Origin of the sequence: Novosphingobium sp. CF614, assembly GCF_900113255.1 — a bacterium.
Lineage (GTDB): Bacteria > Pseudomonadota > Alphaproteobacteria > Sphingomonadales > Sphingomonadaceae > Novosphingobium.
The window spans coordinates 146085-162197 of the sequence record NZ_FOOR01000005.1 but is presented as its reverse complement, the minus strand read 5'-3'; the positions used below and the strand labels follow the sequence as shown (position 1 = coordinate 162197).

Below are 16113 nucleotides of genomic sequence, written 5' to 3'. Positions count from 1 at the left end.
AGAGCGGCCCGCGTCAAATCTCTGGCAAGCCGCCCGCTCGCGTTATTTGCAATATTATCTATATAATATAATGACTTGTTTCCACTTTTCCGCATCATGCGCTAGTGGGTCATGTATTCGTCTATCATCCGATGCAAGTTGCGGCAGCGCGCTTCCAGATATTTGGTGAAGTGAATCGGCTGCTCACCAAGCGATTGGAGCCCTTCCTGCATCGGCCGCATGTTGGAATAGTCCTGGTCGTAGACCGGGCCCAATACGCCAAGTTCAGGGGCCTCGGCCCACTTCTGGTCTTCGTCCAGCACGCGCAGCTTTGCTTCGGCCGGCATGTCTGCATCCTTGGGTGCAAGCGTAAAGAGCATGACCTCGAAAAAGGTGGTTTCATGGTCGATAGGCCGGAACCGGTACGAAATCTTTGGCTTGAACCCACCCCAAAGATGAAATGCAGGGAAGAAGTCATAGCCAATCCCGTCAAGGATTTCGGCGTCGCAGGTGTCGCGCAGGTCGTAACCCGTCACCCCCTCCAGCATCTTGCGCAAGTTGGCGGCAGAGAAGCTGCGCGCGGTGGCGCCATCGGGCAGGTGCACCTGCTGGCCCTTTTCAAAGGCGCGGTTGCCCGCCGCCAGCATCAGTTCGACACGTTTCAGGTCGTCGATGTTCCGATCGAGGAAGGGCCCCGGCGTCAGGCCCACCGGCGAGAGGAAGCGCGTGACATGGTCCGACAGGATGTCGGTCTGCGTTGAATCATAGCCCGAGAACAGGTTGTATTCCGGATGCGTGCAGATGACGTGATGCCCCTCGATGAAAGCCTCCGCGCAGACCTTCCAGTTGGCGCGGGCAATCTTGGCGACATGGGCCGACTTATAGCAGCGATCGATCATCCAGCGTTCAAAGTGTTCCGGCATCGGGGCCATCTGCTCCAGCAACGGCGCGGCGTCCGGGTCGAAGTTGACGAAGACAAACCCCGCCCAAGTCTCGCAGCGAACCGGTAACAGGGGAATATCGCTGCCCTCCAACTGCGGGAAATCCCAGGCGAAGGGGTTTTCCTCCAGTGTGCCGTCGATCCGCCAGGTCAGGCCGTGGTAGGCGCAGCGGTAGCGGACCTTGCATCCGGCATGATCGACAAGCTTGCGGCCGCGATGGCGGCAAACATTCATGAAAGCCTTGATCGATTTGTCAGCCTGGCGAACGATGATGACCTGGCGGCCCAGCAGATTGTAGAGATGCGTATCGCCCGGCTCGGGGATTTCCCTTGCCCGGCAGGCGAACTGCCAGGTCCGCATCCACATCTTCTCGACTTCGCGTTGGAAAAAGGCCGGACTCGTGTAACGCGATGCCGAGATCGGTGCGGTGCCAAGATCGCGTGTCGCCGGAGCAAAGATTTCCGGCGCTGGCCTGCTGTCCTGTTGCAGCAGATCGCGGTAAGTGACGACAGGCGCTGCCCCGGCCTTGATTTTCGCCTCGATGTTCATGACGGCCTTCTCCTGATCCGATCGGCATCGGTCGCGCCTGGAAACAATGTCGTCGCCATTAGGGGCCTCGCGATTTGAACGTCCCCCGCTCTACCCGGGAATTGCACTCGACATTCTCGGTTGGGAGCAGTTCGCGCGGGGTTCCAGCGCTGTACCGGCCCAGGTCCGATGGCGGATAGGCAAGGCCGGCCAGATGCGGGCTTGCCGCTCGCGAATGGCGCCGACGATGGCCATGATCCCGGCGTGATGTTCAACGCGACGCGCATGCCCCGCAAAACGCTCGTCCGCGATCAACTCCTTGCCGCCCGAGATGCGGCACGGCTTGACGAAATCGGGATACTTGCCCGCCTGGATGGGGATTTCGCCGCCCTTGCAGCAAAACGGCGCCGAAGGGGGCGGGCAGTGTCCGTCGTTACTCGACGATAATCGCATCATCCCCGCCCAGACTGAAGAATCGAGGGCCATCATCGCCGGCCCCGGAACCTGCGAGCCATGCGGCACGACGATCGTGGTGGCGATGCCCTGCACCGCCACCACATCAGACCCCATATTGCTAGGCGTAAACGCGTGCCCTCCAGAGGTCTTCGCGCATCATCCCGTCGATCTCCTCCATGCGCTCGTCGCCCTCCGGCTCGGCGAGATACTGGCCGCGCTTCTGGAAGTGGGCGAGCAGCTCGCCGCTGAGCGGGGGATGATCGCCGAAGATCGCATCCATGGGCAGGCCCACGCGCTGCGCGATGGAATCGAGCTTGGCCTTGTCGAGACCGAGCACGTTGATGGCATTTCCGCCCATGATGCCGATCGCCTCATCCTTCGGAATGCCGCCCAGCGCATCCCGCAGCCATTCGACGGTGTTCGGCCAGGTGCCTTCGCCATGTGGGTAGTCGCGACCGAAGCCAAGGCGCTCGACGCCCATGTCATGGCGCATCGCGACCTCGCACTTGCGGATGAACGAGAGGCCGTTGAAGCAATTCGACCGCCAGTATTCGCTCGGCTTGCGCTTCGCGGGCAGGCTGTCCCGGTTGGCTTCGAACTGCTCGTCGAGGTACTGGAAGGTCCGGCCCATCCAGTCGCCATAGATCTCGCTGAGGACGAGCCGCAGCTTGGGGTAGCGGTCGAACACCCCGCCCATCATCAACTGCCACATCGCCCGGCGCGGCTTCACGCTCGAGAAGATCTTGCCCTGGAAGAATTCCTTGCTGAGCTTTTCGATCGCGGTCGGGACGTCGGCCTGTTCTTCCCGGATCACATTGCCGATCCGGTGGAACATCGCGCCAAGCTCGCCCTGGCGCTCGCCTTGCCCGGCGTGCATCCACAGCAGGATGCCGCGCTCTTCGCAGCGCGCCCAGAACGGGTCCCAATACTTGTCGAACAGCGGCGGCTGGCCGGGATAGGCGGTGAAGCCCGGCAGCGTGGTCGCCTTGAAGCCATGGTCGGCGATCCAGTCGAGCTCTTCGATCAACTCGTCCACGTCGCGCCACGGCGCCGAGCCAAGGATTCCGATCAGGTACAGGCGATCGGGTTCCGAACCGAATTCGTCATAAAGCCAACGATTGTACGCCTTCACCCCGGCCTGGCAGCGATCCATCGTGTGATCGCGATTGGAGGACTGGAAGAACAGGCCGATCGCCCGTGAATCCCCGCTGTGGAGGAATTCGGCGGCAATCCCTTCGCGATCCATCTCGTGGATGCGCTTTTCCAGATTCCAGACACCCTCGCCATAACCATCACGGACGGCGTTGTCGAAATCATAGATATGATAAAGATCGGCATTGTGCAGGCGATTGAAGAAATGTCCGCTGACACCCTTGAAATCGCTATTCTCGGTGTTCAGTGCCGGCAAGCAATCATGATAGCGCTTGTCGAGATATTTCGGCCATGCCTCGGGCGGCATCTGAGCATGCCCATCTAGCGAAACGATTGTCAGCTTTTCCATCTCCGCTCCCTTCGATTCAATTCCGTATCCGCGCTGCCCAGCGCAACATTCCGATGCGTTGGCCCGATGCGTTGACTTGACCGCGAATCCGTAACAGTACATCAGTGTACGCTTATGCGGATGCGCTGTCCATACATGCTTGCGCCTCACCGTGGCTGCACGGTCAGGGTTGGTATCGCATATCCGCACCATTCCCACCGGCGCGAAGGCAAGCCGACATCCGGCCGACGGCTTGGCGACGGTGATGGCGGCATCCGACTGCAAGGCCGGCATCCGACCCCATGCCCCCGGGCACGAGCGGAAACCGGCAATTCAATCGTGTGGGAGTAAAAGCACCAATTTATCATCAATTTATAATAATAATGCTTGCGGAGATGGCCATCATGGGAATCCTGGAAGGAAAAGTAATCGTTCTGGCGGGAGTCGGAGGAATTGGAGACGATCTCGCCCGTTATTATTTCAACGAAGGCGCCAAACTCGTATTTGGAGACATCGAGGGCGAACATGCTGAAAATTTGGGAAAGGAGATAGACCCTGGCGGTTCGCGTGCCGTGGGGACTTACCTGGACGGCAGCCAGGAAGCCTCAATTCAAGCCATGATCGAGTCTGCTCTCTCGCGCCACGGGCGAATTGACGGATTTCACTGCAATTTCGCGTTCGTTCCGGATGGCTTGCGGCCGGAAGGTTTGGATATCCCCATGGAAATGTTCGACAGCAGCGTCCGCGTTAATCTGCGGGGCTATTTCCTCTGTTCTCGTTTGGCGGTGCCCGCGATGATCGAGACCGGTGGAGGCGCCATGCTATATACATCGTCGTCCGCGGCCACCACCGCTTCCGGCACGCGCTTTGCCTATTCCATGTGCAAGGCGGGAGTTCAGGCACTTATGCGCAACGTTGCCTGCCGCTATGGCCCACGAGGCATAAGAGCCAACGCCATCGCGCCTGGCATTATCGCGCACTATAAATTCAGACAGGGTACGGAAAAGTTTATCGAGGCGGCTGTCCAGGACACGCTCATGAAGACGCGTCCCGGCAATCCGAATGACATCGCCGCCACCGGGGCATTCCTGCTATCCGACCAAGCGGGATTCATATCGGGCCAGACCATTGCCGTCGATGGGGGGCAGACGCACCGCCCCTGAAAATAGATCGCGGCGGGGCAAGCGGGCGTGACATGGCAGTGCCATGAACATTGACGTTGCATTTTAGGCGATGTATCTTAAATTATCATGGGGTCGCGACTGGACGGCCAAGCTGCAACGGCGTTTCGTCCAGAAAACGGTGAGCCGAACCGGTGCGGGTTCCATATTGGCCGCGGTCTTCGAACCACGGCAAACAAGGAGGGGTTATGGCCAGCGCTGCGAACACGCCCATCGACAATTCACGCGCTGTCGAACGCGACGATCGCAAGACGGCGCACCTTGTCGGCGGCGCACTGAAGCCGTTCCCCGGCTCTCGGGTTTCGAAAAGCTTCGACTTCTCGCGCGAGATCCTCCGTTCGCCCAACATGCGGCAGGCAGGCGGCAGCGCCGATTCGGTGAAAGTCGACAATCCCGATCACATCTCGTTCTTCTTCCTGGATGGCGAGGTGCACAAGCGCCGGCGGGCATCGGTGGCCGCCTACTTCACGCCCAAGGCGATCCTCACGCGGTACAATCCGCTGATGGAACGCATGATGGATGAGATGATCGCCGATTTTCGCACCAAGGGCAGCGCCACGCTCGACTTGCTCGCGCTTGAACTTGCCGGAGCCGTCACGCTCGAAATCCTTGGACTGACCGCCAGCGATCGCACGATGACCGTCAAGCTGCTCAAGAAGCTGATGGATTCGAGCGACTCGTTCGACAAGCGCCCCCTGCACCGTTTCATCAACGACAAGATCCTGGGCCCTTATCACAAGGCGCGCTTTGCCTACCTGATGAAGAAGCTGTACACCGATTGCATCGTTCCCGCCATCGAAGCCCGCAAGCGCGAGCCGCGAAACGATGTCGTCACCTACATGTTGAAAAATGAATACAGCGTCAAAGCCATGATAATCGAAGTCATGACTTACGCCGGGGCCGGCGTTTCGACCACGCGCGAGTTCATGCAGGTCGCCGCGTGGCAATTGTTCGACCACCCTGAGTTGAAGGAACGGTTCCTCACCGAAGACGAAAACGGCCAGTTCAAGATCATTCAGGAACTGCTCCGCCTCGATCCGGTTGCAGGCTATCTGTACCGCCGCACGAATGAAGAAGTTCAATCAAAAGTCGCGGGGCGACTTCCCAAGGATCAGCTGCTTGCGATCGATATCCGCGCATCCAATCAGGACGCTTCGTCCGTCGGCGAAAATCCCTACGCGATCGATCCCGACCGCGCCGAAAAGCAGAACCAGCTGCCCACATGGACGAGTTTTGGTGACGGTCCGCACCGTTGTCCCGGCGCGCAGGTCGCGGTTCATGAAACACGCATTTTTCTCAACCGCCTGTTCCGCGTGCCGGGCCTCAAGCTCGAAAAGACGCCGGACATCGGGTGGAGCATGGCGACCCAAGGATACGAAATGCGCAACATGATCGTCAGCTGCACCCGCGCCTGACTTTCACCCGGGCAGGCGCAGGCCGCAAGCGGGCTGGTCCGAACCACCTGGCGATGGCCCCACGCCAACCGTCAGCAGTGATCGTGGCTGAGGTTCGCGCATCGGGCGAACTTGCCGAAACTTCCGCGGCAACGCCATAGGTTGCGGTGACCGCCAGCCGTGTTCCACGCAAGGCCCCCTGAAAAGCAAGCTTGGGCGAGCCGTCTCGTCAAGGTCAGCTTTTGTAGACGGGTGTCTCGGCCTTCATCTTGCCCATCGGTGCAATCGCCTTGCGCAAGACGCGGGTCGGCCCGTCCTTTTCGACGTTCTCGCGCGAATGCTGCATGCGGATATTGTCGAAGACCAGCAGGTCATGCTCGCGCCAGTCGTGCACATAGACAATGTCGTCGTCATAAAGGTGGTCGAACAACTGCATCAGCAGCGCTTCGCTCTCATCCCGCTCCATGCCGACAAAATAGTGCGTCATCTGCTGGCTGACGAAAAGCAGCTCCTCCCCGGTGTCAGGGTGGATCAAGGGCACCGGCTTGATACAGGAATATTCCTTGGTCCGTTGCGGCCGGGCCAGATCGGCGCCGCCGCGGTGGTAGACCTGGCCGCTTTCGTGCCAGGCCTGCTTGCCGCGCAACCGTTCGCGCATTTCCTCGGGCAGGCTCTTCCAGGCATGCGCGCTGTCCGTCAGCATGGTGCGGCCGGCACCTGCCTCGACCATCTCGCCGTAGAGCGAGACGATGCGATGCTGTTCGGGGTGCCACATCGCATCGGCGTGATACAACAGCCTGCCATTGGGCGCGAGCGCGTCTTCGTCCCCCCGGTTCGAAACCCGCCGTTCATGCAGTTTCGACGGATCGGTGGGACTTTCATCGCCCACCAGCATACGGCAAATTCGATCCTGCCCGGCAAAGTCGATGTCCAGATCGCGGAAGACGAAGGCCCCCCGTTCGTCGAACGCGCGGCGGAGCCGGGCCCGCCCTTCCTCGGTCCAGTCCCGGCCCATGTCGAAACCGATCACCTCCGCGCCGAAAGGCCCCGGCAGATTGCGAATTTCAAAGTCGTCCACTTGCGCCATCCTCGCCTTGTTGGTTTGTCGCTTCAACGATGTATAACACGGAATCGGAGCGCGAGACCTGCGCCAGATCAAACGCGGCGCGCGCTCCGATCGGCTGGTGCCGCGCCGATCAGGCCTTTGCCGCGGCCTGTGCCCGCAATGCCTTCTGTTCGTGCAATTCGCCAACGAACGGCGCCTTGCCGGTGATACCCACGCCCATGTGCTTGATGTCCGGCATGGCCATGATCGCGCCGATATTCGCGGCGACCTCTTCGACCGAGTGCGCCTCGGCGTGGCCGCCTTCCATGATCGCCCAGCGCAAGGCCGTGTTGCCGCCGCTCGACAGCAGCACGCCATTCAGTTCGCACGAACCGTGCGCGAGATAGACAGCGGCGAAAGATGACAGCTCCGGCGGGTACACCCCCTCCATGCTCTTGAAATTCTCGGCCGGGCGGCCGAACGCCTTCTCCATGATTTCCGGCGATGAAAGCCGGGTCCGCACACGCGGCGAAAAGCCGTTGACCCGGATGTTGTGGAGCGGACCCTCGGCCGCCAGGCACAAGGTCAGCCCGGCGATCGCGCCCTTGGCGCTGCCATATGCGGTCGATGTGGGGCTGAGGCCGACCACGCCCTCGGAAACGGTGTTGACGATCCGCCCGCCGCCGCTCTTCAGGAAATGTTTCCATGCATTCTGGCACACGTTGAGCGTACCGAAGTAGTGCACCTCCATCATCCGCCGGAAATCATCGAGCTCGTAGTCCTCGAACATCTCGGGGAAATGGATTCCGGCATTGTTGATGACGGCGTCCAGCCGGCCAAAGCTGTCGAGCGCCACCTCGACCATCGCCTTCGCGCCGGCGGGATCCGCCACCGATTCACCGCAGGCCACGGCCTCGCCGCCGGCATCGCGGATTTCCTTGACGACCTCGTCGGCGGGGCCGTTCGACCGCCCGGAGCCATCAAGCGCCGTGCCGAGATCGGCAACCACCACTTTAGCCCCGCGGGAAGCCAGCGAAAGCGCGTGTTCACGCCCGACCCCGCGCCCAGCGCCGGTCACCAGGACCGCCTCTCCATCGAACCGCAATTCCGTCATCCCATCGATCCTTTCCAGGCTTCTCTCAGGGTCCTCAAACCATACTGACAGTCAAATGCCAAGATGCATCTTGGCGCGCACATTGTCGAAGTTCACATCGAGCAATGTCCCCCCTCCTGCGCTCAACGCGCCATGAAGCCGCCGTCCACGATGATCGGCTGGCCGGTGATGAACGAAGCCCCGTTGGACGCGAGGAAGGCAACAACGGAACCGATCTCATGAGGATCGCCCCAACGCCCCATCGGCACACGCAAGTTTTCGGTCACATGCTTGATCCCGCCGTCGGGCGTGTCGTGAAGGCTGCGGGTCATATCCGTCTTGAAATAGCCGGGGCAGACCGCATTCACGCGGATATTGTCCTTGGCATGCGCCAGTGCCATCGTCCGTGTCAGGCCGATCACGGCATGCTTCGCGCAAGTATAGCCACTGTCCTCGATCTGGGTGGCAAGGCCGCCCGTCACGCCCGAAATCGACCCCACATTGATGATCGAGCCCCCGCCGCGCACCAGCATTGCCCTGATCGCGTGCTTGCAGGCGTAATACGTGCTCTTGAGGTAGAGGTCGATCGAGCTGTGCCACGCATCGTCTCCGCTACCATGCCACCCCCCGATGCTGGTGACCAGGATGTCCAGGCCACCGTACTGCGCAACGGCAGCATCGATCGCGGCCTTGACCTCATCGTCAACCATGCCGTCGGTCTTGACGAACATCGCCTGGCCGCCGGCGGCTTCCAGGTCCGCAGCCGTCTGCTTGCCGGCGGTGTCGTTGATGTCGGCAATCACGATAGTGGCGCCGTCCTCGGCACAGGCCTGCGCCGAGGCGCGCCCCAATCCGGTCGATCCGCCAAGGACCAGGGCAACTTTTCCCGAAAGCTTCATTCCGCCATCCTCTCTCTTGCTTTGTGGTTGTTCATCGGCCGGACAATCGCGACAGTTCATCGTCACATCAGGCGTGGTCATATCAGGCGTGCGCAAGCCATGCTGGACCGCGCTATTACTAACCCATGTGAAAGGCACATGGCATATTCAGCACCTTCTCGCCATAGGCCGCGATGAGAATTTGGATGGGAGAAGAAGCAATGGCTCAGTTCGAAGTACGCCACATGCTCGACATCAAGGCCGATCTTGGCGAAGCGCCCTTGTGGTCTGTCGAACAAGGGACGCTCTATTGGTTGGATATCTATCGTAGGCTGCTGCTGGGCCCCACGATGACCAGCTTTGGCGGCAAGGACATGTCGACCCTGTTCATCACATCGTGCAGGCTTGAGACGGTGATGGGCCCTCTACGCCGTAGCGGATGACATCCTCATGGCGGCAGGACTTGAACCAACCTGCATTGTTAAGAACTCATACCCCACCTTCGGCGGCTCGCAATGACGAAAGCAAGGAGAACAGGAGTTCCGATCCACTCGATGTTGAATCCCGGCATGTGGCGGCGGCTCTAACCGTGCGCCGCGCCGCCGGTGACATTGAGCACCTGGCCGGTGATGAAACGCGCGGCGTCCGAGGCGAAATACAGCAAGGCATATGCGATGTCGGCAGGTTCACCGATGATGCCAAGCGGCGAGACCTGTTCCATATGGTCGATCAGCGCCTGGCGCCTCGCAGGGTCGACCTCGCCGCGTTCATCTCTATACATCAGGCTGGACATCGGTGTCTCGATCCATCCCGGTGCGACAGCGTTGACCCGGATGCCATAGGGACCAAGTTCGGCCGCGCTCGTCCAGGTCAGCGAATTAACGCCGGCCTTTGTCATGCCGTAGATTGACACCCCCGGAACCGGCGCCGAACCGCCACCGGACGATATATTGACGATCGCCCCGCCGCCACGCTCTCGCATCACCCGCCCGGCGGCGGCGCAGCACCAGAAGGCTCCCATCATATTGACCGCGACCACCTTCGCCGCGCGCTCCGCGTCGGTTGCGAACAGCGGGTGCATATAGCCGATACCGGCACAGTTGATCCAGGCGTCGAGCCGCCCGGCCGCGGCAATCACCCGATCGGCAAGATCATCGACAGCGCCGCGATCGGATATGTCGACCGTCTCGATTGTCGCGGCGGCATCGTTGCACAGGACCGCAGTCCGTTCCATTCCGTCTGTATCGATATCGACGAGCACCAGACTCGCTCCTGCCTCCGCAAAAACGCGGGCCGCTTCGCGCCCCAGCCCGGAACCCGCCCCGGTGATGACCGCGACCCGGCCATCAAGGCGAAACGCGCGCATCGTCCTGTTCATGTCATCGTCCATGCGTGGAGGTCCTTTTGCCATAGGTTGGTGTCCCTGGATTCCTTGATGTTCCAATATCCGTGCACCGCCCAAGCTGGCGCGCTCCCCTGTCACAGACGCGCCTCCGCCGTGATGAGTAGGGGAGCTTTGTCATGACAAGCCGGGACCAAAGTGTTGCCGGACATTGGCGCGGACGCACATGGCAACCGGCCTGGCGATGCGAAAGGATGCCCCAGTCGCGCCTCGCATCTCGGCATGTCGCGCGGCCACGGCGCCATGTGATTTTCACCTGCATTATGCGCCATACGCATAGCCTCCCGAGCTGCCGGATGCATTCACGGCTCCGGAATACCCCCGCCGAAGGCCATCCAGACTCGCAGGAACAAAAGGAAAGGCAGCAAAAAGTTGCCGGAACCCTTAGGCCGTCGCCGCACTACGACTGGGTGGGAAGGGTCATGGGCTCCTCTCATCCGCCTGTGACATGCCTTCTTGTCCCTTGACTGTCACTTTAAACCCTCTTCTAATGCGGGTATCTTAATATTGCCAGTACAATACGGCCAACACAGCAAAACCAACGATTCGGCTCAGGGAGAGAGGCAATCGGCAGGAACAGCTCAGCCAACCGGCTAGGGGACCGATCCCCTTTGCGTGACCGGCCATGCCGCTCGGCGCCTTCAAGGCGCTTCACCGCCAACTAGTGCCATTGGGAGCGCGCCAGCCAGGTTCCGCGATCAACAACATGCGCCGAACTACCCATCCCTGAATACGCATAATTAAATTACCCACTATAATAAATAATGATGAAAATAATAATAATAATATTCCACAGCCTCAAGGCTATGCGGTCTATAACAAGATCGACATTTATCGAGTGGAGATCGGCGGTGAACACTTTGGCACCGCCTCATGGAGGGGAGTTCTATGAACAACATTTACGCCGGCATTTCCATAAGCTGCCTCGCCGTCGGACTGGCAAACCCGGCAATGGCGCAGGACAGCAGGGGAAGTAGCGACATCAGCGACATCATTGTCACCGCACGGCGCGTCGAGGAACGCCTACAAGACGTTCCGATCTCGATCAGCGTGGTGAGCCAAAGTCAGATCGCCGATCGCAACATCACGACCGCTTCGGAATTGTCGCAGTACGTTCCGTCCCTGAGCACCGATCAGCGGTATGGCGGAGACGCGACCACGTTCAATATCCGCGGCTTCTTCCAGGAAAACGTTTCGACCCCGACCGTCGGCGTCTACTTCGCCGATGCCATCGCCCCGCGCGGCAACAGCATCACCAACACGCCATCGGGCGACGGCGTCGGCGCGGGTAACATGTTCGACCTGCAGAACGTGCAGGTGCTCAAGGGGCCGCAGGGCACGCTGTTCGGGCGCAACACCACCGGCGGTGTCATCATGTTCGTGCCGACCAAGCCGACTTGGAGCCTCGAGGGATATGTCGAACTCAGCGCCGGCAACTACGGTCTCGACCGCCAGCAGGCCGTACTCAACGTGCCGCTGTCCGATACCTTTCGCTTTCGCGTCGGCTTCGACCGCCAGCAGCGGGATGGCTGGCAGAAGAACATCTCCGGGATCGGCCCCGATCGTTTCGGCTCGAGCGACTATTTCGCGCTGCGCGCCAGCATAGTCGGGGATCTGACCCCGGACCTCGAGAACTACATCATTGCCAGCTACAGCAAATCCGATCCGGTGCCGGCGATCAACTCCATCCTCGATTGCAACCCCGCCGCCACCAGCCCGACGGGCCTCCCTGGCCTCGTCCAGGCATTCGGTTTCTGCACGGCCTACCAGCAGCGTCGCGCGGCCGGCGGCTTCTATTCCGTGCAGAACCCGCTCGACGCGCCCGTCAAGCAGAGCAGCGAGCAGTGGCAGATCATCAATACCACGACCTGGAAAGCGTCCGACCACCTGACGATCAAGAACATCGCCGCCTATTCGCAGTTCGTATCCAACTTCCGTTCGACTATCTTCGGCGAGAATTACATCGTCGATCCTGCCTCGGTTCCCGCCGGCTCGTCCCCCGCGGTACTCGCGCTGGCAACCAAATATGCTGGCTCCCGTTTCTTCGTTGCCCAAACTTCGTACGGCGCCACGGGCGACTCCGCCTCGCAGTCGACCTTCAGCAACGAACTGCAGTTCCAGGGGAACAGCGGCAACGGCAAGCTTAACTGGCAGGGCGGCCTTTACCTGGAAATGAGCGACCCGATCGACACTTCCGCCTCGCAGGGGCTCTCGGCCATCGCCTGTACGAACTCGTCCTTCAACGAGCAGTGCGCCGACTTCTTCCGCGACTATGTTGCGGCGGTGGTGGGCTTCCCCGTCGCGTTCATTCCATCGGTCGCCAAGAAAGGGAACAACTTCTCCCGCATCAACTATCGTGACTATGGCATCTATGCGCAGGCGACCTACAAATTCACCGATCAGTTGGCGCTCACAGGCGGAATCCGCTATTCGAAAGACACCATGAGCGGCGAGGCCTCGCAGCAGGATCTCGTCGGCTTCCCGGTGAACGGCACTTACGGCACTTCGGCAACCGCGCGCTGTTTCTTCGTTAGCGCCAGCCTTGCGAACGGATGTGTCCAGACCTACAAGTCGTCGTCCGAAAAGCCGACCGGGCTGATCGATCTCGAATACACTCCGACGCGCGATCTGCTGTTCTACGGCAAGTACACCCGCGGCTATCGCCAGGGCGGCATCCAGCCACGCTCGCCCACCCCGTCCTATGGCCCGGAAACGGTGGACGCCTACGAAGCCGGCTCCAAGGTGACGTTCCGCGGGGGAGGCATTTCCGGCACCTTCAACCTTGCCGTGTTCTACAACGTGCTCAAAAACCAGCAACTGCAGGCCTCGTTCAGCGTCGACAACGTCTTCTTCCAGTCGCTGCTGAACGTGGGCAAGTCGCGCGTCTACGGTGTCGAGATGGACTCCGATCTGCGCGCGGGGATTTTCAGCCTGAACGCGGCCGCCGCATACCTGAATACGAAGATCGTGGACGCGCCGTCCTCCGCCGCGCTGGTGCCGCTCATCCAGAGCTACGTCGGGGCCGGACATACGATCGTGATCTCCACCGTCCCGAACCAAGGCGATCCGTTGCCGCTGGCACCGAAATGGCGCGTTACGCTTACGCCGTCGATCGACCTTCCGATTCCGGACAATATAGGCAAGCTGACGCTTTCGGGCACGATGGTCTACACGTCCGAGACATTCGTGACTTCGGCCGACGGATACACGGGTCCCAACTCATCCCTGAATCACAACGAGGCGACCACGCTGTTCAATGCGAACCTCAACTGGAAGGGCGTGGGCGGCACCCCGATCGATCTCAGCACGTTCGTCACCAACCTGACGAACAAAAAGTACATTGCGGCCTACCTCGGCGGCTGGATCAATGCCGCCGGGAGCGAGACCGGTCGTCAGGGCATGCCGCGCATGTACGGCGTGCGCCTGCGCTATCGCTTCGGCGAATGACGCCTTCGCAGCTTCCAGTGCGATGCCATGATCTATCGACAAGTGGGAACCGGTTCTCAGCTTTTAACGATGTGGTAACAAGGAAGTAGAGCGTAAGTGCCGACGGAACGCGGCAACTTCGGATGATGGGCCAGCGCTGGGATTTGCCGGAGCGGTGATGATGGAAGACGCGCCGTCAGGAGGCGTTGGCCCGAATCCTGCGATCAATGGCTGGGCGAGGTAGTTGATTTGACGCCCGGTACACGGATAAGCACGCGGCGCGCTGCCCGTCGCCCCAAGCAAGCAGTTGCGCGCTTCGCCGTCGCTGAGAACCGGGCGATCAGGATCAGATGAAGACTGCGATGTCATGATGGATCCGGGATCTGCCCGACGTTGGCGATCAGATCGCCGAATGCCATGATCGCCTGCAACACATCGGCTGGCTGAAACATCCTGCCGTCGCGGGCACATTGTTCCAGCAGGTGGATGACGATCGCGGTGAACGCGGCGGCGATGGCGCTGGCAGGCGCTGTGTCCTTTCCCGATTGAGCCAGCCGCGCGGCGATGACTTCCCTGCATGCCAGTGCGACGTGTGCCTGGATCGGACCCGTTATCCGCTGCCAGATATCGGGGGACCGCCGGATCAGCTCCGAAGCTAGGCGGAAATGCTCCGAACGTTCCGCGGCAGTGGACATCTCCCGCGCGGCTACCCCGAAGGACAACAACAAAGGCTCATCAAGCGGGCGATCGCGGACGAATCCAGCCCATCGGTCTATTGCCCTGCAGACGACGTTGCTGAGGATGTCGGGCGGCGAGCGAAAATACCGATAGCAACTGCGGCGCGAAACCCCTGCCGCAGCGGCAATGTCGTCGATCGTCACCGCGCCGAATCCCCGCTCCACGAAAAGCGACAGTCCCGCCAGTTCGATCCGGCCAGCCGTGTCGAGGCGCTGCCGAAGCCATGACGCCTTGAGCGCGGTCAGGCGTTTCGCATCGTCTTTTGCTTTTGCTGTCGGATGCACGGAAAATCCTTTCGGGCAGAAGCCTATCAGCTTGCGCGCCCTATTCAAAGATGGCACACTGTGCCACATCAGTACCCTGGGATGATGAGGATGACCGATGTGACCCAGCCCCTTGCGTCGCAGTGCCCAGCCCTTGAAGGGCGTGACGATCGGAAATCGGCCGCCATCGCTGCGAACCAGGCCAAGCCAGCCGAAGGAACCCGCAAGGTCGGCCGATTTGCCGAATTGCGCGATATCTTCCGGTCACCGCAGGCGCTCCAGGGTATGAAGGGCGCGGATTTCTTCGCCGGGAACGGCAATCCCGATCACATGCCGGTGTTCTTCCTGGACGGGGAAGCACACAAGCGCCGCCGTAGTGCGATCGCGCGCTATTTCACGCCCAAAGCCATAACGACCCGCTACCACGACGTGATCGAAAACACGTCGGATTACCTGATGGCCGAGCTTCGCCGGAATGGTTCCGCTGTGTTGGACATCATCGCGTTCCAGATGGCGGTCGACGTCACGGCCGAAGTGGTCGGACTGACCGAAGGCGACAGCCGCGCGCAAGCCAATCGCCTGCGCAAGATGCTGGGAAACAAGCTGCTCGGCAATCCGTTCCCGCCGTTAGCCATGATCGGCAAGCTGTGGCTGGGAATCCAGTTGATGAACTTCGATCGCCGAGATGTCCGCCCGGCGATCGCAGCACGCCGCAAGGCACCGCGCGAAGACGTGATCTCGCACATGATCCGGGAAGGGTACTCCAATCGGTCAATGCTGATCGAATGCATGATCTATGGCACCGCGGGCATGATTACCACGCGCGAACTAATCACCATGGCCTCCTGGCACATGCTCGAAGACGACGCACTGAAGCAGCGCTATCTCGCCGGCTCGGAGGACGAGCAGTTCGCGATCATCGAAGAAATCCTGCGCCTGGAGCCGGTAGCGGGAATGCTCTATCGCAGAATTCCCGAGGAAGGATCGCAAGGCACCTGCTTCAGCCTGGATCTGCGCGAAGCCAATATCGACGAAGAGGTGACCGGCCCCTGTCCACTCGCGCTCGATCCCGACAGGGCGAAACGGATGAAGCAGTCCGGCAACTACATGAGTTTCGGAGACGGTCCGCACCGCTGCCCAGGCGCCCAGCTTGCGCTGCATGAAACGCGCGTATTCCTCGATAAGATGCTGCGGCTGCCAGGCATTCGGCTGGCCAAGAGCCCGCGAGTGGGGTGGGATGAGAGTATCATGGGCTACGAACTGCGCGACGCGATCGTTACCTGCGACCCTGCCTGACGCCGAACCTGCA

13 protein-coding genes are annotated in these 16113 nt (G+C 60.7%); 5 read left to right on the top strand and 8 right to left on the bottom strand.

Features of this window, described 5'->3' with window-relative positions; translation table 11 throughout:
• Positions 1–101 precede the first annotated feature (101 nt).
• The 3 genes from BM052_RS08160 to BM052_RS08150 form a co-directional block, all read right to left on the bottom strand.
• Positions 102–1469, bottom strand: a complete 1368-nt coding sequence (locus BM052_RS08160) for an aromatic ring-hydroxylating oxygenase subunit alpha (RefSeq protein ID WP_091145362.1) — start codon at positions 1467–1469, stop codon at positions 102–104.
• A gap of 90 nt (positions 1470–1559) precedes the next feature.
• Entirely contained in the window at positions 1560–2003 is a 444-nt protein-coding gene (locus BM052_RS08155; RefSeq protein WP_177198389.1) for a CoA transferase family protein, read from the bottom strand.
• A 19-nt stretch (positions 2004–2022) separates the two neighbouring features.
• The gene (locus BM052_RS08150; RefSeq protein WP_177198388.1) at positions 2023–3405 is read right to left on the bottom strand and encodes an amidohydrolase family protein; all 1383 of its coding nucleotides are present in this window, start codon (positions 3403–3405) and stop codon (positions 2023–2025) included.
• Between the two features lie 383 nt (positions 3406–3788).
• Between BM052_RS08150 and BM052_RS08145 the strand changes: the two genes are divergently transcribed.
• Both BM052_RS08145 and BM052_RS08140 read left to right on the top strand, forming a co-directional pair.
• Positions 3789–4547: an SDR family NAD(P)-dependent oxidoreductase gene (locus BM052_RS08145; protein WP_177198387.1), complete on the top strand. Its 759-nt coding sequence runs from the start codon at positions 3789–3791 to the stop codon at positions 4545–4547.
• A gap of 206 nt (positions 4548–4753) precedes the next feature.
• Positions 4754–5980, top strand: coding sequence for a cytochrome P450 (locus BM052_RS08140; protein WP_091145352.1), 1227 nt, complete (start codon positions 4754–4756; stop codon positions 5978–5980).
• Between the two features lie 214 nt (positions 5981–6194).
• Here BM052_RS08140 and BM052_RS08135 read toward each other — a convergent pair whose 3' ends face one another.
• The 3 genes from BM052_RS08135 to BM052_RS08125 all read right to left on the bottom strand — a co-directional run bounded on the left by BM052_RS08135 (position 6195) and on the right by BM052_RS08125 (position 8996).
• Complete coding sequence (locus BM052_RS08135) at positions 6195–7037, bottom strand: TauD/TfdA dioxygenase family protein (RefSeq protein WP_177198386.1); 843 nt, start codon at positions 7035–7037, stop codon at positions 6195–6197.
• A gap of 118 nt (positions 7038–7155) precedes the next feature.
• The gene (locus tag BM052_RS08130) at positions 7156–8118 is read right to left on the bottom strand and encodes an SDR family NAD(P)-dependent oxidoreductase (protein ID WP_091145348.1); all 963 of its coding nucleotides are present in this window, start codon (positions 8116–8118) and stop codon (positions 7156–7158) included.
• Positions 8119–8240: 122 nt separating this feature from the next.
• On the bottom strand, positions 8241–8996 hold the full coding sequence (locus BM052_RS08125; RefSeq protein ID WP_177198385.1) for an SDR family NAD(P)-dependent oxidoreductase: 756 nt from the start codon (positions 8994–8996) through the stop codon (positions 8241–8243).
• Between the two features lie 200 nt (positions 8997–9196).
• Between BM052_RS08125 and BM052_RS08120 the strand changes: the two genes are divergently transcribed.
• Complete coding sequence (locus BM052_RS08120; RefSeq protein ID WP_143084780.1) at positions 9197–9418, top strand: SMP-30/gluconolactonase/LRE family protein; 222 nt, start codon at positions 9197–9199, stop codon at positions 9416–9418.
• 140 nt (positions 9419–9558) lie between these two features.
• Here the strand turns inward: BM052_RS08120 and BM052_RS08115 are convergent, their stop codons facing one another.
• Positions 9559–10437, bottom strand: a complete 879-nt coding sequence (locus BM052_RS08115; RefSeq protein ID WP_143084779.1) for an SDR family NAD(P)-dependent oxidoreductase — start codon at positions 10435–10437, stop codon at positions 9559–9561.
• An 828-nt stretch (positions 10438–11265) separates the two neighbouring features.
• Here BM052_RS08115 and BM052_RS08110 point away from each other — a divergent pair.
• On the top strand, positions 11266–13824 hold the full coding sequence (locus BM052_RS08110; RefSeq protein WP_177198384.1) for a TonB-dependent receptor: 2559 nt from the start codon (positions 11266–11268) through the stop codon (positions 13822–13824).
• Between the two features lie 344 nt (positions 13825–14168).
• Here the strand turns inward: BM052_RS08110 and BM052_RS08105 are convergent, their stop codons facing one another.
• Positions 14169–14825 (bottom strand): TetR family transcriptional regulator, encoded by a 657-nt coding sequence (locus tag BM052_RS08105; protein ID WP_177198383.1) that lies wholly within the window; start codon positions 14823–14825, stop codon positions 14169–14171.
• Between the two features lie 90 nt (positions 14826–14915).
• Here BM052_RS08105 and BM052_RS08100 point away from each other — a divergent pair, with 90 nt between their 5' ends.
• Positions 14916–16100 carry a cytochrome P450 gene (locus BM052_RS08100; protein WP_091145596.1) on the top strand — a complete coding sequence of 395 codons (1185 nt, stop codon included), beginning with the start codon at positions 14916–14918 and terminating at the stop codon, positions 16098–16100.
• The last annotated feature ends 13 nt before the right edge of the window (positions 16101–16113 follow it).